The organism is Candidatus Bathyarchaeia archaeon (genome assembly GCA_041447175.1).
Classification (GTDB): domain Archaea; phylum Thermoproteota; class Bathyarchaeia; order Bathyarchaeales; family Bathycorpusculaceae; genus JADGNF01.
In genome coordinates this window covers 1,571,910-1,589,384 of sequence record CP166960.1, presented here as the reverse complement: position 1 = coordinate 1,589,384, position 17,475 = coordinate 1,571,910, and the positions used below count along the sequence as shown (strand labels likewise).

At 50.1% G+C, this 17,475-nt stretch carries 22 protein-coding genes, 1 tRNA gene and 1 pseudogene; 11 read left to right on the top strand and 13 right to left on the bottom strand.

Translation table 11 applies throughout. The features are described from left to right. Position 1 precedes the first annotated feature (1 nt). A complete protein-coding gene (locus ACBZ72_08245) occupies positions 2–505 on the top strand; it encodes a molybdopterin-dependent oxidoreductase (GenBank protein ID XES76166.1) in 504 nt (167 codons plus the stop codon). Here ACBZ72_08245 and mobB (ACBZ72_08240) read toward each other — a convergent pair. Then, entirely contained in the window at positions 502–1,281 is a 780-nt protein-coding gene (gene mobB / locus ACBZ72_08240) for a molybdopterin-guanine dinucleotide biosynthesis protein B (protein XES76165.1), read from the bottom strand. The two genes, ACBZ72_08245 and mobB (ACBZ72_08240), sit on opposite strands and share 4 nt — an antisense overlap. 138 nt (positions 1,282–1,419) lie before the next feature. Between mobB (ACBZ72_08240) and mobB (ACBZ72_08235) the strand changes: the two genes are divergently transcribed. From mobB (ACBZ72_08235) to ACBZ72_08220, 4 genes are all read left to right on the top strand, one after another. Next, positions 1,420–1,974 (top strand): molybdopterin-guanine dinucleotide biosynthesis protein B, encoded by a 555-nt coding sequence (gene mobB / locus ACBZ72_08235; protein ID XES76164.1) that lies wholly within the window; start codon positions 1,420–1,422, stop codon positions 1,972–1,974. A 10-nt stretch (positions 1,975–1,984) separates the two neighbouring features. Continuing rightward, the gene (locus tag ACBZ72_08230; GenBank protein ID XES76163.1) at positions 1,985–3,076 is read left to right on the top strand and encodes a molybdenum cofactor guanylyltransferase; all 1,092 of its coding nucleotides are present in this window, start codon (positions 1,985–1,987) and stop codon (positions 3,074–3,076) included. A 139-nt stretch (positions 3,077–3,215) separates the two neighbouring features. After that, positions 3,216–3,464 (top strand): MraZ N-terminal domain-containing protein, encoded by a 249-nt coding sequence (locus ACBZ72_08225; GenBank protein ID XES76162.1) that lies wholly within the window; start codon positions 3,216–3,218, stop codon positions 3,462–3,464. Continuing rightward, entirely contained in the window at positions 3,461–3,880 is a 420-nt protein-coding gene (locus ACBZ72_08220; protein ID XES76161.1) for a type II toxin-antitoxin system VapC family toxin, read from the top strand. Before ACBZ72_08225 ends, ACBZ72_08220 begins: the two co-directional genes overlap by 4 nt. A 210-nt stretch (positions 3,881–4,090) precedes the next feature. Here ACBZ72_08220 and selD read toward each other — a convergent pair. From selD to ACBZ72_08170, 10 genes and pseudogenes are all read right to left on the bottom strand, one after another. Beyond that, positions 4,091–5,056: pseudogene (selD, locus tag ACBZ72_08215) on the bottom strand (selenide, water dikinase SelD). A gap of 78 nt (positions 5,057–5,134) precedes the next feature. Next, positions 5,135–5,908: an acyl-CoA dehydratase activase gene (locus ACBZ72_08210; protein XES76160.1), complete on the bottom strand. Its 774-nt coding sequence runs from the start codon at positions 5,906–5,908 to the stop codon at positions 5,135–5,137. A 56-nt stretch (positions 5,909–5,964) separates the two neighbouring features. Further along, the gene (locus ACBZ72_08205) at positions 5,965–7,257 is read right to left on the bottom strand and encodes a double-cubane-cluster-containing anaerobic reductase (protein ID XES76159.1); all 1,293 of its coding nucleotides are present in this window, start codon (positions 7,255–7,257) and stop codon (positions 5,965–5,967) included. A gap of 147 nt (positions 7,258–7,404) precedes the next feature. Further along, entirely contained in the window at positions 7,405–7,638 is a 234-nt protein-coding gene (locus tag ACBZ72_08200; GenBank protein ID XES76158.1) for a sulfurtransferase TusA family protein, read from the bottom strand. Next, entirely contained in the window at positions 7,638–7,988 is a 351-nt protein-coding gene (locus ACBZ72_08195) for a DsrE/DsrF/TusD sulfur relay family protein (protein XES76157.1), read from the bottom strand. Before ACBZ72_08195 ends, ACBZ72_08200 begins: the two co-directional genes overlap by 1 nt. Positions 7,989–8,109: 121 nt before the next feature. Then, entirely contained in the window at positions 8,110–8,979 is an 870-nt protein-coding gene (locus tag ACBZ72_08190; GenBank protein XES76156.1) for an NAD(P)H-hydrate dehydratase, read from the bottom strand. Further along, positions 8,973–9,494 carry a DUF3343 domain-containing protein gene (locus tag ACBZ72_08185; GenBank protein XES76155.1) on the bottom strand — a complete coding sequence of 174 codons (522 nt, stop codon included), beginning with the start codon at positions 9,492–9,494 and terminating at the stop codon, positions 8,973–8,975. Before ACBZ72_08185 ends, ACBZ72_08190 begins: the two co-directional genes overlap by 7 nt. A 21-nt stretch (positions 9,495–9,515) precedes the next feature. Next, positions 9,516–9,740, bottom strand: a complete 225-nt coding sequence (locus ACBZ72_08180; protein XES76154.1) for a sulfurtransferase TusA family protein — start codon at positions 9,738–9,740, stop codon at positions 9,516–9,518. 11 nt (positions 9,741–9,751) lie between these two features. After that, the gene (locus tag ACBZ72_08175; protein ID XES76153.1) at positions 9,752–10,231 is read right to left on the bottom strand and encodes a YeeE/YedE thiosulfate transporter family protein; all 480 of its coding nucleotides are present in this window, start codon (positions 10,229–10,231) and stop codon (positions 9,752–9,754) included. Continuing rightward, the gene (locus ACBZ72_08170; GenBank protein ID XES76152.1) at positions 10,232–10,531 is read right to left on the bottom strand and encodes a hypothetical protein; all 300 of its coding nucleotides are present in this window, start codon (positions 10,529–10,531) and stop codon (positions 10,232–10,234) included. It abuts the gene before it with no gap. Between the two features lie 417 nt (positions 10,532–10,948). On the opposite strand from ACBZ72_08170, the gene ACBZ72_08165 reads away from it, so the two are divergent. Next, positions 10,949–11,890: a selenium metabolism-associated LysR family transcriptional regulator gene (locus ACBZ72_08165; GenBank protein ID XES76151.1), complete on the top strand. Its 942-nt coding sequence runs from the start codon at positions 10,949–10,951 to the stop codon at positions 11,888–11,890. Positions 11,891–11,930: 40 nt separating this feature from the next. Here the strand turns inward: ACBZ72_08165 and ACBZ72_08160 are convergent. Together ACBZ72_08160 and ACBZ72_08155 are read right to left on the bottom strand one after the other, a co-directional pair. After that, a tRNA-Sec gene (locus ACBZ72_08160) sits at positions 11,931–12,021 on the bottom strand. A gap of 28 nt (positions 12,022–12,049) precedes the next feature. Next, on the bottom strand, positions 12,050–12,376 hold the full coding sequence (locus ACBZ72_08155; protein ID XES76150.1) for a Rieske (2Fe-2S) protein: 327 nt from the start codon (positions 12,374–12,376) through the stop codon (positions 12,050–12,052). Positions 12,377–12,509: 133 nt separating this feature from the next. On the opposite strand from ACBZ72_08155, the gene ACBZ72_08150 reads away from it, so the two are divergent. From ACBZ72_08150 to ACBZ72_08130, 5 genes are all read left to right on the top strand, one after another. Then, positions 12,510–12,881, top strand: a complete 372-nt coding sequence (locus ACBZ72_08150) for a hypothetical protein (protein ID XES76149.1) — start codon at positions 12,510–12,512, stop codon at positions 12,879–12,881. A gap of 164 nt (positions 12,882–13,045) precedes the next feature. Beyond that, positions 13,046–13,453: a molybdopterin dinucleotide binding domain-containing protein gene (locus ACBZ72_08145; GenBank protein XES76148.1), complete on the top strand. Its 408-nt coding sequence runs from the start codon at positions 13,046–13,048 to the stop codon at positions 13,451–13,453. After that, entirely contained in the window at positions 13,453–14,961 is a 1,509-nt protein-coding gene (locus ACBZ72_08140; GenBank protein ID XES76147.1) for a formylmethanofuran dehydrogenase subunit B, read from the top strand. Before ACBZ72_08145 ends, ACBZ72_08140 begins: the two co-directional genes overlap by 1 nt. Beyond that, positions 14,962–16,656: a formylmethanofuran dehydrogenase subunit A gene (locus ACBZ72_08135; GenBank protein XES76146.1), complete on the top strand. Its 1,695-nt coding sequence runs from the start codon at positions 14,962–14,964 to the stop codon at positions 16,654–16,656. After that, positions 16,649–17,473, top strand: coding sequence for a formylmethanofuran dehydrogenase subunit C (locus tag ACBZ72_08130; GenBank protein XES76145.1), 825 nt, complete (start codon positions 16,649–16,651; stop codon positions 17,471–17,473). The genes ACBZ72_08135 and ACBZ72_08130 overlap by 8 nt, the downstream gene beginning before the upstream one ends. Positions 17,474–17,475 lie beyond the last annotated feature (2 nt).

The window sequence follows — 17,475 nt, the reverse complement described above, 5'->3', positions numbered from 1 at the left end:
GATGAATAAAGCAAGCAAAATCGCCATAGCAGCGTTAATTGTTGTGATTGCCGTCACAGTACCTGTATACTTCTACATGCGTCAAAACGCTGGAGTCGAAGGAAGCATCCTTGTCAGAGGTGCAGTGGACAACCCCCAAAACTTCACTTACAGCGAGTTAAAAGCGTTCACGACCGTCACCATACAGGTAACCTTAAGCTCCAGCTCCCACGTCGCAGACAACGGCGTGTTTAACTACACAGGCGTACCCCTCAGCGCCGTGCTGCAAGAAGCTCACATCTCCCCCAACGCCACCTCCGTTTACTTGCAGGCAGCCGACGGCTACGGCGCAACCATACCCCTCCAAGACGCAAACAACCCCCACACCATCTTGGCATACGAAAAAGACGGCTCAGCGTTAACGCCGCTTTCCGAAGGCGGCGAAGGACCCATACGGCTAATCATAGGCAACGACGAATTCGCGCAGCGGTGGGTCCGAGGCATCGCCGTGATTGAAGCACGCTAAAACGGTTCCCTTCGGGTTGACTTAATTTTTATCTCCCTTATTTCAGGAACCCCCTCAAGCGACAAAACCATATTCTCCAACACACCCTGAAAAGCTCGTTGCGGAAACTCTTTAAGCGGAATACGCACCCCGTTCACCTCAAGAACAAAAGCGTCCTTTTTGGGCAACACACACCCCTTTGCCTCAGCGTCCCCCCGAACCAGCGCTTTAGCCATTTCATAGCAGTTTGCGTATCCGCATTCGCCGCAGTGAGGCAAAGCAGGCAACTTCGCAAAAGCTTTCTGCTCCACAACCTCCACCAGCTTCGCGGCATCGCGGATAGCATTAAACAGTGGAATCTGAAGCGTGGCGGCTTTGCTGGTTTCCTCTGGTGAATCCGAGATGATGCCTGAAATTGCTATGGCTAAGCCATCATTGAAGGAGGCAGTTTCGTCCGCGGTTTTGGCTGCGATTATTTTTGGCAGGGTCTTTTCAGCTTCAAAGCCTTCCAGCAACACAAAATCCATGTCGCGCAGGTAATCCAGCGTTTCATTTATGCCAAGGCGGCGTTTGATGAAAACCACCGTTTCTTCCCGCGGGACTGCCACGACGGTTTGGGCGCCTGCTGTGGTGTAGCGGTCGGTTTCGGTTTCAGGCGTATCTAAGGTGGGAATGCGCACCATCTCTTTTACGGTTCCCACACGGTAACCGCGGGTTTTGAGTTGCCGAATCAGGTTTTCGATTATGGTGGTTTTTCCGGAGTGTTTTCCGCCGACGACCGCAACAATTTTAGGCATGATTGCACCTGCCCAAAAGATGGGAAAACTGGATAATATGGATTGAGTTTAACCGCGAAGTACCATAAAAGACGGTTTGCGGAATCGCGGTGTTTATTAGAGCCCTTTTTGACTGTTTTCCGTCGGAGTGTAGACTGCATGGTTTTAGTTATCGCTGCAGTGGGAACAAGCGGCTCGGGCAAAACAACCACACTTGAATATTTAATTTCTCATCTTTCTGCGCAAGGCTACAAAATCGGCTCCATAAAACACGTACACCACAGAGGCTTCACCATGGACAAAGAGGGCACCAACACCTGGAGGTATGCCCAAGCAGGAGCAAAAGTCATAGCCGCCATAAGCCCCGAAGAAATAGCCATATTGAAAAGAACTGAAGCTGCTCTAAACGACTTAGACCAAGTCATCGGGTTGCTTGAGCGGGAACAGTTGGACATTATTTTCATTGAGGGCTTTCACAGCCTAATCGCAAAGCGACCAGATGTTCCCAAGTTAATCACGGCTAAAGACGAGGATAACTTGAAGCGGACTCTTGAGGGCACTGCTGAGCCGATTCTTGCCGTCACAGGGGTAATTTCTCAGAGTAAACCGCAGATAAGCTGGCTCAAAATTCCCATAATTGACCTAAAGACCGAGGGCGAAAAGCTGCTGCAGCTTATTTTGCAATACACCACGGCTAAATCAAAAAAAGATTGAGGAAAGCAACGTGACGCGACGGGCTGCGCTGATTCTTGCAGGGGGAAAAGCCCGACGATTCCAGCTTGGCCAAGGAGAATGGCGGGACAAAGCGTTGGCAGAGCTTTCAGGGAAACCTATGCTGGTGCATGTGGTGGAGAACGCCCGTAAAGTGGTCGATGAGGTTTGGGTTTGTGTTAATGAGGAAGCCCGCAAAGCCAACTATGTCTATACTCTAAAGGATTACAGTTTGGGTGAGGTGGGGTTTGCGGTTGACGAGCAAATCAGCCATGTTAGCGGTCCCAACGTGGCTATAATGACGGGGCTGAAGGCGGCAAAAGCAGATTACTGTATCACTCTACCCTGTGACATGCCCCTGATGAACCCAAAAATCACACAGTACCTTTTTGACGCTGCAGAAGATGCGCAGGCACAGGTTACGGTGCCGATGTGGCCAAACGGTAGAATAGAAACCCTCGTCATGGCTCTGGAACGCGAAAGCGCCACACAAATCATGGAAACCCTCTGTCGCCTAAGGCGTCCCCGCTCCGACGATGTGGTAAGAGGCGCAGAAAAGGTGCTGTTTGTATCTCCCGTGGGCAAAATCCACACATTGGACCCTGAACTGAAAAGCTTTGTGAACATTAACCGCTACGAAGACCTCTCAAAGCTCCGCACCCGCCTCGCTAAAGGCACCATAAAAGAGGACTTTAAGGTGACCTTGGGCGCCGTTCCGTTACAAGAGCTTGGGCACCTCAGAGAAGCCGCCGCGTTAAGCCTGCGACACAAGTTTGAGGAAGCCCAAACTGTCTTCGCTTCCTGTGCGGCGGAGTTGGAAAAGCAGCATTCGCCGTTTTGGGCGGGAATTAGCCGCGAAAACCAAGCCGAAACCCTGCTTGCGTGGTCGCAACATCAGAGTGAAGTGGGAAAGGCGGTGGAGCTGGATTTTCGGGGCAAAGATGCGTTTTTGGCAGCAGCAGAGAATTACCGGTTAGAGGCGAAGATGCATTTTGAAGGCGGACGGCGGTTTCTTGCGGAGCGAGCGTGGGCGGATAAGGCGTGGTGTGAATCGTGGGTTATGGGTAAGGCGGGATACACCGACAGGTACCCCCCAAAATACTAACATGCCTATTCCCGTGGTAGGTCAGCTACGTTTCGCTATAGCCCTATCCCCCTATGTTTTTCAGCCTATTAATTGGTTTAACGCAACGTAGGTAAACCTTATTTTACTGGAGCAACACCATAATTTATGGTGATTAAGCTTGGAAACTGGGGTTGAAGTTAAAAAAATGGATTCACAGGGTCGTCTTATCCTGCCTGCTGACTGGCGAGAGTCAGAGCTTGGCGAAAGCAAAGAGGTCTTCGTCATCAAACGCAAAGGATACCTAAAACTCGTCCCAAAACGCCAAGTTGACCTCACCAAATACTTCGACCAAGTGGACTTAGGCGTGGAAGCCATAGGAAACTGGAGCGAGTTTGAAAAGCGCTTCTATGAGGCATCAGGCAAATGAGATTCTTAGACGCCAATGTCTTCATTTACGCTTTTTACAAACCCAAAAAGCAGCTGTCAGAAAAAGAGCATCAGATGAAAGAGCAAGCCAAAAAAATAATCGCCAACATCTTTGAAGGCAAAGAAGAAGCACTAATTACGGTGGTTCACCTCTCAGAGGTTGCAAACATCCTTAAACATGGCTTACCGCAGGAACAGCTAACCACGATTATGAGGGGACTTTTCATGTTGGACAACCTAAAAATTGTGGGCGTCTCCAGTGAGCAGTATTTTGTGGCAGTTGAGTTAGGCGAGGACCTAAAGCTTGAGGCTAACGACGCTTTGGCGGTTGACGTAATGCAGCAAAACGGCGTACAAGAGCTTTATTCGTTCGATGAACACTTTGCCCACGTGGAAGGGGTAACAAAGCTGCCCTAACGCCGAGCGCACGTTCAGCAACCATGAGGTCAAACAACAGCGGCATTTGGTAGGTCCTTTAATGGGTAATCTAACCGTCCAACTGTCCAGTAAACACGTTTAACTTGGAAATCCTACAGTAAGGGTCCTCCCCTCTATAGGTTCTGCATACAATTAATATTTGCAGCCTAATAGACACAGCAAGTTTTGTGATTAAAAAAGGGTTCACGCTTAGATTTCGACGATTTTTGCGTCCTTGGCAACCGTTACGATGCCCTCGCCAGCTGTCACGTAGCCCACCTCAACGTGGTCCACGTTCCGCTTCTCTAACGCATCTAGCAAATCCGCCAAATCCTTCTTTGCCACCGAAAGCAACATGCCCCCAGCGGTTTCCGCCGCCTCCCCCGTAAACAACGAATACCCAAGCAAATCTGCCAACGCAGGCGTCCCCCGAACCACCGCCAGCTGGTCAAAGAAGATGTTCACGCCGCCCAGTTTTGCCATGTTCTCCGCGTGCCCCTTTAAGCCAAAGCCTGTGATGTCGGTGGCGGCGTGTACGGGAAGTTGCTGCATCACCTCAGCAACGGGCTTGTTGGAAGTCGTCATCAATTTGACGGCGCCCGAAACCGCTGCTTCAACCAAGTCCGCGGGGACTTCTTGGAGGAATTCTCTGCCTTCCTCTTCTTTACGCATGCGGTACGCTGCCATCGCAGGTTGGACGCCTAAGGGCTTAGTTAAAACGAGTACGTCGCCGGGTTTTGCGCCTCGGGTGTACTTGAGTTTTTTGGGGTGGCTTACGCCGGTGGCTGCGCCTCCGATTATGGGCCATGGGTTTCGGATGGTGTGTCCGCCGATGAGAGGAGCATCCATTTCGCGGCAGAAATCTGCAAACCCTTTAAGCATACCCACGGCGAGTTCTTGGGGCATGTTTTCGGGAAACGCCATAATCGACAGCACCGTTACGATGTTAGGGACCGCCATGGCGTAGATGTCGCTGGTGACGTTGCTGGCGGCGATTCTGCCTTGTGTTTCTGGCTCGTCAACGATGGGGGTGAAAAAGTCCAGCGTGTTGAGTACCGCAACGTCTTCGGATACCTGTACGGCGCTGGCGTTCTCCCACGGTCCAGCTAACAACTCATCGGAGGGCGTAACCGTGACGCCTGCCTGGTTGAGAAGTTTATCCAGCTGGTACTGTGGGAGCTTGCAGCTTCATCCGTGCACTGGCACAACTTTGGTGAGCCTGTACTCCATACTTTTTCGCCTATCGTTACTTTACTAGTTGATGCCTTCTTCAGCGATTAGTGCTGCTCCAAAGGCACCTATAATCTGAGGCTCCACGGGGATATTAATGTTTAAACCCAAAACCCGCTCTAAACTGGCTTTCATGCCCACGTTTTTGGCGACGCCGCCTGTGAAAACTACTTCGCGTCGCAGTCCCACCTGTTTCACCATGCCCGAGATGCGTTTAGATATGGCTTCATGCAGCCCCGCGATGATGGCTTCACGTTTTTCGCCCTGGGCAACGAGCGAGACCACTTCGGATTCGGCAAACACGGTGCACATGCTGCTGATTTTCGCGGGCTTCTCAGCAGACATGGATAATTCGCCTAAATCTTGCAGAGAAACCTCCATGGTTCGCGCCATGACTTCGAGGAATCTGCCTGTGCCCGCGGCGCATTTGTCGTTCATTACAAAATTGTTTATGCGTCCCTCTTCGTCAAGGCTGATGACTTTGCTGTCTTGCCCGCCGATGTCAATTATGGTCATTGCTGCTGGGAACAGGGTTTTGGCGCCTTTGGCGTGAGCGGTGATTTCGGTTACTGCGTTTTCGGCGAACCCGACGTTTCTTCTTCCATACCCTGTTGAAACGATGTTCTGCAAGTCTGTGCGGGTGAGATTTGCGGCAGCCAACGCCTTTTCCAAGGCGTTTGTGGATGCGTTTTTGCCGTTGGCTCCTGTGGGCACAATTGCGTGCGCGATTGCTTTTTGGTTTTGGATAATTACGGCTTTAGTTGCCGCTGAACCTGCATCAACACCTGCAACAGCCAAATAAATTCAACCTACCCGAAGTTAATTTTAGTAAACAAAAGGAGAAAGGAGGGAATTTACTGTTTCCGTTTGCCTTTGATCATTTCAAGGAAGGCTTCTAGTCTTGTGCGGATTTGCTCGGCGTCTTCCATTGTGTAGTCGGTTTCGATTTTCAGCATCGGTACGTCTTCGCCTTTGAGTGCTTTGCCGACTTTGACGGCTTCAACGTTGTAGCTGTGGCAGAACTGCAGCGTGTAGTAGACTACACCGTCGACTTTGAAGTCCTTGGCTAACTGGTTTACGCTTTCTATACGGGCGTCGTTGGGGGTGAAGCATGCGCAGGGAATCTTGGCGTATTTCTCCACCAAGGCTTCGAGCAGGTCGTTGAGGCTTTCACCTTTGGGTTCTACCATGTCCATGAAGTATCGGCTTCCAACGCAGCTTTCCTCGACAACTATGGAGGCGCCTGCGGATTCGGCTATGCTGGGTAGCTTCCAGTTGGGAACTGCCATGGGGCAGCCTGAAACCATGAGTCGGGGCGCGTTTTTGTCGGTGACGCCGACGCCGTTTTTCACGCGTTCCTCTAGTTCGTCGCAGAGTTCGTTGACTTTGGTGGTGAACCGTTTCACGTCGTCGTAGAAGCCGATTTGGGTCACGATGAGGGCGTCTAAGCCGCTGATGGGTGCGGGAGTTGCTTTGCGGAGTTCGGCGAGGCGTTTGAGGGCTTTGCGTTTGTTGTTTATGAGTTCAATGGAGGCTTTGAGTTTTTTAGCGGTTATGGTGTTGCCTGTTAGTTTTTCAAGTTGGGTTTTGAATTCTTCCAGCTCTTTAAGCCAGAGGCTTCTGCCTTGGGGGGTGTCGGGTTTGTGGGGGACTTCAATGACGTAGGTTGGGGTGTGCTCGTTGAGGAGTTCGTAGACTTTCTTTTTGCCGTCGCAGGTGGTTTCGCCGACTAGCATGTCGCAGCATTGGAAGTAGGGGCAAGTTAAGCCCACTTTGAAGCCGTAGAATGATTTGATGAGGGGGCACATGTTTCGGGGCAGGGTTGCTTCAGCGTCGGGGATGGAGAAGTCTGCGCCTCCGCATAAGCCGACCATGGTGGCGTTTGCTGCGTATGCAAGCTCTTCAGGCGCGTAGAGGCAGAAGGCGCCGATGATTTTGTTGCCTTCTTTGCGGAGTTTATCCAGTTCATCTACTCGGAGCCCATGGATTTCGGAGATGACAAAGTCAAAGTAATCCATTTTTTGGGGTCTGTTTTTCTGGGATAAAACCAGGTCGGTGTAGATTTGGGGTAAAACTGTTAGAAGCTGGTTGTGTTTTTCTAGGTCAATTCCTAGGCTTGTCCATAAATCAACGTATTTTTGTGCCATACTAACACTGCCTATTGGTTTGTTGACCGTGAAGGTTGCTATTAAAATTTTTGATAAAATACATTAAAAAAGCAAATAAAATGTTGAGTGATTCAGACCCACAAAACCAGCCTAAACCACCCAAATAAGCAAAAGGTGAGGTGCCGTTTACTGCTTTTTTATCTTAATGTTGAACTCAACGCCGTTTTTGGTGGCTTCAACAATCTCGTGTCCCGCGTTTTTTGCCCACCGCTGCACGTTATCAAACGCTGGACCACAATCGCCGTTGACTTCCAGAATTTGTCCCGTCTGCACCGTTTCCAGTTTGCGCTTGATTAAAAGGATGGGCATGGGGCAAACTTTGCCCTTCACGTCTAGTTTCTCGTTTTCCAAATCAATCACTAGAACACTATGGTTTTGTCGGTTGTTGCGGTCCATTCGACGAGTTCATGCATGGATGCGATTTTGACGCCTGGAATTAGGTCGTTTTCGGTTAATCCTCGAGCTTGGCAGCAGACCACACAGGCTTTGACTTCTACATTGCTTTTTAGGAGTTCTTCAAGGTAAACCATAAGGTTGGGTGCGTCGGAGGAGGGGTTTTGACCTTTCTTTGCGACGTACACGCCGTTTTCCATCAAGAAAACTTTCACTTCGTGTCCTTCAAGTGCGCAGGTGGTTGCATACCTGAGGGCAGTGAAGGCGCGTTCTTTAGCAATAGGTGCTTCATTAATCAACACTGTGAACGAAACCATAACATAGCCTCTTTAAGGTATCTGATAGAGACTATTAGCGCTCCTGATATAAATTTTATCCAAACTCACTTACAAACAAAACAGTCATCAAACAAAAAAGATGAGACTTCGCAGACCTGACCTATCTGCCTGTCTGCGTTTTCCTAGCTGATTCCAGCGCTTCAGGGATGAACCGAATCATCTCCCACACCTTCGTGGCGGGATTAGGCTTCGCCAACGCGCCCATGAGCCTGTTTGCCTTCGCAGCCAAGACTGCAGCGTCCGTTACGCCGTAGCCCGCCGCAATCAAAGCCGATGCAATGCCCACGAGGGTGTCGCCTGTTCCGCCGACTGCCTCCAACGCGGGGATGCTTGGTTGCGACACTTCACCCACGATTTTGCCGTCGTCAACAATGTAGTCCGTTACGCCCTTCACCAACAAGGCTTTGGCAGCGTTGCCGTATTTGTACGCCTGTGCAATCAAGGCGGGAACATCATTTATGGCATCAAAAATGAAGCTGCGCACGTATGCGGGGTGCATGGCTTCAGGGTCAGCCAGAAAAGCCATTTCGCCAGGGTCAGGCGTGAAAAGGTCAAAGTCTTTGGCAAGTCCAGCAGCTTTGGCGACGTACAGGGAGCCTGCGTCGGCAATCAGCGTGGTGTTGGGGCGTCTGCGGAGTGTTTTGATGGCGTCTTTGGCGTACAGCACGTTGGGTTTGATGTAGTGCATTGCTATGACGGTTTTTTCTGCAGCGGGAATACGTGTGTCTCGTAGGTGCCTGTAAATTAGCTTGCTTCCTTCCCCTGTGCCTATGTCGCCTGCCAACACGGCGTAGGGCTTTTCGATTTTGAGGGCGCTGCAGGTTTGGGCTGCAGTTGCCACCAAGGCGCTTGTTCCGTTGATAAGCGGCAAATCAACATCGTCAACGGTGAGTTTTTCGTGGTCAAACTTGCAGAAGTCCGTGGTCAGGGGCATGTCTTTGAGGGGTACGGTGCCAACAATGACTAACATGGTTGGGTCTTCCTGTAGGTTTGTAGTGCTCTTTCGTAGGCTTTCTCCAGCATAAACGCGCAAAGAGTATAGCCCAACTCGTCAGGTCGCTGTGTTTCCTCCAAGGTTTTACCGACCATGCTTAACGCCAGAAAGGGGATGTCGGGGCATCCGCCTCCTGAAACGTTTACGATTTTGCCGTTTTGCTTCTCGAAGGTCAACTTCATGTGACCCGCTTTCACCATCAAGTAGTCATCAAGGTCGACTTCTTTGATGATTTCCAGTGGCCTAAGCTCCAAGTTGCTTAACGGAACCACTTTGATTGGGTTGATGTGGTTATCTTTTAGCAGGTTTTCAATCCCAAAGCTGTCCACCAGGTTGATTTCGATGGCTAAGTCGCATCCGATTCTCACTTCGACTGGGGGCGCCACTACTTTTACGTCGTAGTTTTTTGCTTTGAGTATCCGCTCAGCTTTTATGCTTTCGCGGACATCTCTAAGCAACAGAATTGCGCGTTCCCTTTTGTCTCTATTCAACCTATTCGCTCCCAGGCGTGGTTACTTCTTTTCAATGACGATGGTGAACTGCGTTTTTTCGTCTCTGACTTCCACGATTTTGCTGCCTTCAGCTTTGGCAACGCGTTCCACGTTTTCTCTGGCGGGCTGATAGTCCACGGTTACTTCTAGGATGTCTCCGGATGCGAGTTTCTTAAGTTTCTCTTTGGTCAACAGCACAGGGTACGGACAGGTTTTGCCTTTTAGGTCTAAAGTTTCTTTTTTCATTTCTCTACCTCCTATAACACGTCAATTATTATTGGCAAGATTACCGCGGTGAACACGACGGCGCCCACGTAGAAACCCGCCAAATACGACATTGAGCTTTTGTCCCCTTCTGAAGCCATCACATGTTGCCTAAGCGGGCAGCCTCCAGCCAAAACCGAAAACAATCCTAATCCTGCGCCGCCGAGAACTGCAAGGAACACGTTTACCCACAGGGGTGTGGTGGCTGCGCTTGAGAGGGGTGCGCCGGGAATTGGAAGCAAAGCTTTGTTTACTGCCCAGGGCCAGAGGGGGGCGCTGGAGAACAGGGAGGCAACTCCAAAGATGACTACGGCTCCGACTAGGAAGGCAAGTGGAGCTTTGAGTAGGTGTGTGTCTTTTACGAGTATGTAGTCGCGGATTCCTCCGACAAAGCACATGCGTGCTCGTTGAGCAACGTAACCCACGATTAATCCTGCCACTAAAGTTGCTAACAGAATTTCAGTTTGCCCCATTTAGATGCCTCCTTTGCTGTTTAGTCCCCGTTGGGCGCTCCATTTGATGAGTTCGGCGCCTATGAACACTCCAAGGGCTATGGCCGCAAAACCAATCACCGCGATTATGTCACCGTAGGCGATGCGCAGGATGGTTCGGAGTGGGCAAGCACCCAGAATTAGGGCGAACACCATCACGAGAAAGCCGTAGATGAAGGAGGTGAGGGGGTGTTTGGTGGTTTTGAGTTTAAACTCGTGGTTACGCGCTGATGCTACGTATGCACCCACAACTAGTCCCACAACAGTTAACACGGGTGCCACAACGGATACAGGGGCAACTGATAGGCTCCAGCCGGTGGCCTGGTTGACGAGCCAGTTGATTAAGTCTCTGGCGTGGCATGCAACGCATATGCCGTATGCGTATGGTGGTAGGACGTTGAAAGAAACTTGAGTTATGGCTGCTAAAGCGCCGGTGATTAACCCAGCGATTACTATCGTTATGCGTATGTTTTTTTGGATTTCCTACATCCCCTTTTGGAATATTGATTTTGCGTATTAAAATTTCTGATAGATATGTGTTGCGCGTGACACTTGACCAAATGAAACAATAAATACAGCCAATTCGTTCAAGAATCAACCTTGGGAAAACTCAGAATACGAAATCGTTATCAGAAGAGAACAATATATAAGCGGTTACCCAAAAAATAAGTAACTTACATTGAGTTGGAAGCCAGAACGATGCGATTGGATTATTTGAAAACTTTCCTTGCAGTAGCTCGAATTGGCAGCTTTTCAATTGCCGCCAAAGAACTCCGAACCAGTCAAGGAACAGTCAGCAACCATATCGCCGCCTTGGAAGAATACTTTGATGCTCAACTGCTCAAACGCACCGTAAAAGGCGTCGAAGTCACCGAAGCAGGACTCATCCTAAAAGAAACCGCCCAAAAAATCTTCCAAGACTTAGACGCCGCCAAAGCCTCAATCTCTTCAACCAAGCATAAACTTTCAGGGGTTCTGAAAATTGCCGCCAGCACCATCCCAGAAGAGCATCTGCTTCCGAGCTTAATTGCTGAGTTCCAAAAAAGGAATCCTGACGTAAAATTCAAAATAAAAACCGAAGACAGCGTTTCCAGCCTTTTGAGTCTGCAGGCAAACGATGTGGACTTTGCTGCGACGGGTAGCATACGGGGATACACCGAGAAATTTGAAGCCATCGAAATCGGTCAAGAAGAACTCGTGCTTATCGTTCCTTGTGGGCATGAGCTTTCTAAACGTGAATCAGTCAAACTTGCAGAACTTCTGCGTTATCCCTACATCAACCGTGAGGAAACCTCGGGAACCCGCGCCGAAATCGAGCGCATCATTGAATCCGCCGGTTTCTCTCCTGCTGGGTTGAAAACTACCCTTGAGCTTGGCAGCACCGAATCAGTCATAACCGCGGTTTCGGAGGGCAGAGGCATAAGTCTTGTCTCATCCATTGCTTCCCGCAAAGCTCAAGCCGCAGGGCTGGTTTTGATAAAAAAACTGGAAGACGTAAACACCACACGCAAACTTTACCTGCTCCGACCTAAACGAAGCCTGCTTAAAGCCGCGGAGCTTTTCTGGGATTTCTGCCAAGAACAAACCGTCGTGCATCCTAATCCCCCGCAAGCGGTTTGCCAGTTGGGGAACGAAAAGTGATGCCGCTTTGATAAGATGCTGGTTTGGATAAAACGGGTGGTGGCGGCGCCCAAGGGGAATTGAACCCCGAGTCCTTATCGGACTCCCCGGATTTGAAGTCCGGTGATAGGACCACCTAACTGTAGAGCGCCCTCAAACGGGAGAGAACGTTTTGTGCGGCTACTCTTCGTCGACTTTGACCCAGATTTTGCCTGACTCAATCTTCCACGGAAACTTTACCAGTTTGATTTCAGGTTGGTCTTCGTAGGAGCCTGTTTTGAGGTCAAAGCGCCAGTCGTGGCAGGGACAAATAATCACGTTGCCATCCAGTTCGCCGCCGTCAAAGCCGCAGCTCATGTGGGGGCAACGGTTGTCGATAGCAAAGATTTCTCCCGCAACCTTAACCAGTAGAACTGGGGTGCCTTCCACAGATACGCGTTTCATGGAGCCTTCTTGTAGGTCCTTTTCATCTAAAACTGGAACAAAAAAGTCTTGGTCTTCACTCATGTTTAACCCTCTACTGTTTCAAGCGCATTCAACTAATTAATGTGGTGCGGTCACTCAAGCTCAATTCTTGTTGGTGCCCTTGCAGCATCAATGTTATATATCATCGGGGCACTTATTTTACTGAGGAATTGTTTTGGTTGACTTTGTTTGGAACAAAGCCGTCATCTGCATATTCAGGGAACGCTCCACTAACCCCGAGCAAGACCCATTCGTGGTCGTTAGGGCAAAACAGCTCGCGGTCACAAAATCTGACGACGGCAAACTCGCCGGAAAAATCCACGATTTCTTCACGCTCATGGGTGACACCGACTATATCATTTCGCCCGAAGGCAAACAAGACCACTACGTTATGTGCTGGTTTGACGACACCGAACCCGACACAACCAAGGACCTCAGACGCATGCGGGGAGTCACGTTTCTGCCCGACGTCACTTTCGCAGTTGGCGCCGCCCACAAAAGAACCTACAACGCTACCTTCAATGCGGAACATGGTAAACTAACCTAACTTTCAAGCCTTCTTTGTTTTCTAAAAACCGGAAACGGGGTTTTCTGGGGTAAAATGTGGTGGCATTTGAGTGTTTTGCACACATTTTGATGTTGAATTTTACGTGTTTTTTGAACTTACTCTTAAATATGACCACTGAAATCTCTATTGGATAGGTCAAGGGTATGGTAGACCAAAAGTTACGTGCAACTATAATCACGGGCAGAACAATAGATCAAGGCGTAGGCAAAGAACTGGGGAAAGGCTCCCAAGAATACTTTGACAGCGCCGCTGTCTGTTTTATGGACAAAGTAGATATGATAAAACTTGGCTTGCGAAACGGAGCCAACGTTCAAGTAACCTCCAAGTACGGTTCAGTTGTGGTGAAGGCAAGGAAATTTCCGCGAGGTTCCATGCCTGGGATGGTTTTCATACCATGCGGTCTTTGGGCAAACGCTGTTTGCGGAGATGACACCTTCAGTATGGGTATGCCCATGTTCAAAGGGTTCCCCGTGGATGTGGAGCCCGCCCCCGATCAGACCGTTTTAACCCTAAATGAGCTTCTCAAAAAAGAGTTTGGAAAGGGAATGTAATGACGACCGAACTAAAATCCATTGTTTGTCCAATATGCGGCTGCCTCTGTGACGACCTTGAGGTAACCGTGGAAGATAACAAAATCGTCAAAATGAAAAATGGCTGTGCAGTCTGTGAAGCCAAAATGGTTCACGGCTACAACAGCGAAGAACGAATTTTAAAACCCATGATTCGAAAAGACGGCACATTAGTCCCTGTCTCTATGGATGAAGCCGTTCACAAAGCAGCCCAAATCCTCGCCGACGCCAAGTACCCGCTGCTGTTCGGCTGGAGCAGCTCAACCAGCGAAGCCCAACGCGTAGGCGTCGAGTTAGCTGAAGAATTAGGCTCAGCACTAGACAACTGCTGCAGCGTCTGCCACGGACCCTCCGTGATGGCTACCCAAGAAATCGGCATCCCAACCTGCACCTTGGGGCAAATCCGCCACCGCGCCGACCTGATTGTCTACTGGGCATGCAACCCCTGGGCTTCACACCCCCGACACGTAGAAAGATACACTAACTTTAGTGAAGGGCGTTTTGAGAAAAGCGAATGGAAAGAATACATCCAAAAAATAAAAGCTACCTCAGGAAAGAAAAAACTCGCCGCAGCAGCCCGCCAAAGCCACTTCATGAAATATCAACCTCCACCCCGTCCACAAACATGCGTCGTCGACGCCCCCCCACAAACCATCCAAAAAATGGGGCGTAAGATGATTGTTTTTGATGTGCGGAAAACTATGACTGCTGAAGCTGCGGATTATTTTGTGCAGGTGGAGCCTAACAAGGACTACGAAATCATACAAGCCCTCCGATGCCTTGTTAACGATCAGGAGTTGGATGTTGACAAAGTCGGCGGCGTCCCAGTTGAGTACCTCAAAGAAGTCGCCGATGCCTTGGTTAACTGTGAATTCGGCGTCATATTCTTCGGGCTTGGCTTAACCGCAAGTGCGGGCAGATTCAGAAACATCGAAATCGCCATTGCCTTGACGCGTGACCTTAACAAAAAAACCAAATTCGTCATCTCCCCCATGAGAGGACACTTCAACGTCACAGGCGCCAACGTGGTTTTCGCGTGGCAAACAGGCTACCCTTACGCGCTTGACTTCTCCCAAGGCTACCCCCAGTATAACCCCGGCGAAAACACCGCTATCGATGTGCTACGTCGCGGCGACAACGATGCAACTCTTGTCATCTCTGCCGACCCTGGCGCGCACTTCCCCAAGGCAGCCGTGCAAAACATGATGAAGCACCCCCTAATCACCATCAACCCTGACTGGAACGCCATCTCACGGCTCGGCGACGTTGTGTTTCCGACTCAGTGGTGCGGCATCGAATACGAAGGCACCGCCTACCGCATGGACCACGTGCCCATAGTGCTTAGAAAAGTTGTTGAGCCCCCACAGGGTGTCCTTAACGACGAAGAATTGCTCACACGGATTCTTGCCGAAGTCAGAAAAATTAAAGCTGAAAAAGCAGCCGCGGCGCCGCCAAAAACCAAATGCGCCGCAAAAGTGGAGGCTAACTAAATGACTGAAATGCTCATAAAAAACGGCTTCGTCTTTGACCCCATTAACGGGATTAACGGCGAAAAAATGGACATAGCCATCAAAGACGGCAAAATAGTCGCGAGCGTGAACGAGAAAACCGCCCAAATTGTTGATGCTTCTGGCTTAACGGTTATGCCTGGCGCTGTGGACATTCATACCCACATTGCAGGTGGCGAAGTTAACACTGGACGCATGATTCGTCCTGAAGACCACGTTAAGGATGTGGAGCGCAAAACGGCTCTCACCCGGTCAGGTGTCGGCTACTCGATTCCTTCAACCTTCACCACAGGTTATCGTTACGCAAAGATGGGTTACACCACCGTCATGAACCCCTCCATGGCTCCATTGGAGGCTAAACACACTCACGAAGAACTCAACGACATACCCATGCTGGACAAAGCCTCCTACCCCCTTATCGGGGACTGGTGGTTTGTTCTCGAATACTTAAGCAAAGACAAAATCGAGGAATGCGCACGTCACGTTGCGTGGATGATGAGTACAACCAAAGGCTACGCCATAAAAATTGTTAACCCTGGCGGCTTAGAAAGCTGGGGCTTTGGCGGCAACGTTCACAGCATCGATGACCAAGTGCCTAACTTTTGCATCACTCCGCGGGAAATAGTGCGCGGTTTAGCTAAAGTAAACAAGCTGCTTAACCTGCCCCACTCAATACACTTACACACAAACAATCTGGGATTGCCTGGCAACTACACCACCACCTTAGACACAATGAAAGCACTGGAAGACATTTACACCGGCGACCGCCCCGTCGGGCACATCACCCACCTGCAGTTCAGCAGTTTCGCTGGCGACGGTTGGGGCAACATGAAATCCGCCGCGGAAGAAATCTCCAAATACATCAACAACCACAACCATATGACCTTCGACATGGGTCAAGTCATATTCTCCGAAACCACAACCATGACCGCTGACGGTCCCTTCGAGTTTACCCTCTACCAGTTGAGCGGACACAAATGGGTCAACTCTGACATCGAGACTGAAACAAGCGGCGGCATCATACCTATGCATTATAAACGCACAAGCGCTGTTAACGCCGTCCAATGGTCAATCGGTTTAGAGCTTGCGTTGCTAATTGAAGACCCGTGGAAAATCTTCATGACCACCGACCACCCCAACGGCGGGCCCTTCTTTGCTTATCCAAAAATCATGGCGTGGCTCACCAGCCGAAAAGCCCGCATGGCTATGCTTAAGAAGTGCCACAAGAAAGCCCAAGCCCGAAGCTTGCTGCCCTCGATTAAGCGCGAGTTAAGTCTGTATGAATTAGCAATTGTAACCCGCGCTGGTCAAGCCAAAGCTCTGGGGCTAAAAGATAAAGGTCATCTGGGTGTTGGCGCCGACGGCGACGTAGCCATATACAACATTAACCCTGAAACCACAGACATATCCCAGAAGTACAAGACTGCCCGTGCAGCTTTCGGCAGCGCGGCGTACACAATTAAAGACGGCCAAATTGTGGTTAAAGACGGAGAGGTTGTCAAGACCCCCAGCGGCAAAACAATGTGGCTTAACGTGGACACAAACGAACCCTGCCTCATTGACGAAGACATGAAACGCCGGTTCAAAGACTACTGGACCATCGAATACGACAACTACCCCGTGTTTGACCACTGCATTAAGGTTCCAAGTCCAATAACTGTAAAGGCGGATGTCTAAAATGATTGTTCTTTCTCCACTGAAAAAATTTGACGTGCCCGTTCAAGCAGACTGCATCAACCCCGACATATTCAAAGGAAAAACCCTCGAGCAGATAGCTGACTTACACCTCACCGAAGGAAACGCTCAGCTAACGCTCTGTGACCTCTTCAAAATCGAAGAAACCGAAGACGGAACATCCAACATAACCATCAACGGCGACGTAAGCAAAGTCAAACGCATCGGACAAGGAATGAAATCTGGCGAAATCACCATCAACGGCGATGTTGGCATGCACACTGGCGAAAAAATGGCTGGAGGCAAAATCGTAATCAACGGTAACGCCGTCGGATGGACAGGCAGCCAAATGCGAGGTGGCATCATTGAAGTTCACGGCAACGCGGGTGACTATGTAGCTTCTCCTTACCGGGGCAGCGAGGTCGGCATGCGCGGAGGCGCAATCATTGTTGACGGCGACATCGGAACCGACTCAGCCTGCTACATGCACGGCGGCGTAATCAAAGTTAAAGGCAACGCTGGCCGCTTCCTCGGATACCACATGGCAAACGGCACCATCTACATCGAGAAAGGCTGCGCCATACGTTTAGCTCCCTGCATGACAGGCGGCAAAATCATAGTTGGTGGCCTGCTTGAGGATATCATGCCCAGCTTCACCGTTGACTCCGTAAAGGGAAAAGTGAAAGTTGACGCTGAAATAACCGCGCAGGGACCGTTTTACGTGTTTCTGGGCGACTTAGCGCAACAAGGAACCGGCAAGCTATTCATCTCCAAACCAAGCAATCCTCAATTAGGTCCAGTATACGATAAGTACCTTTAGGA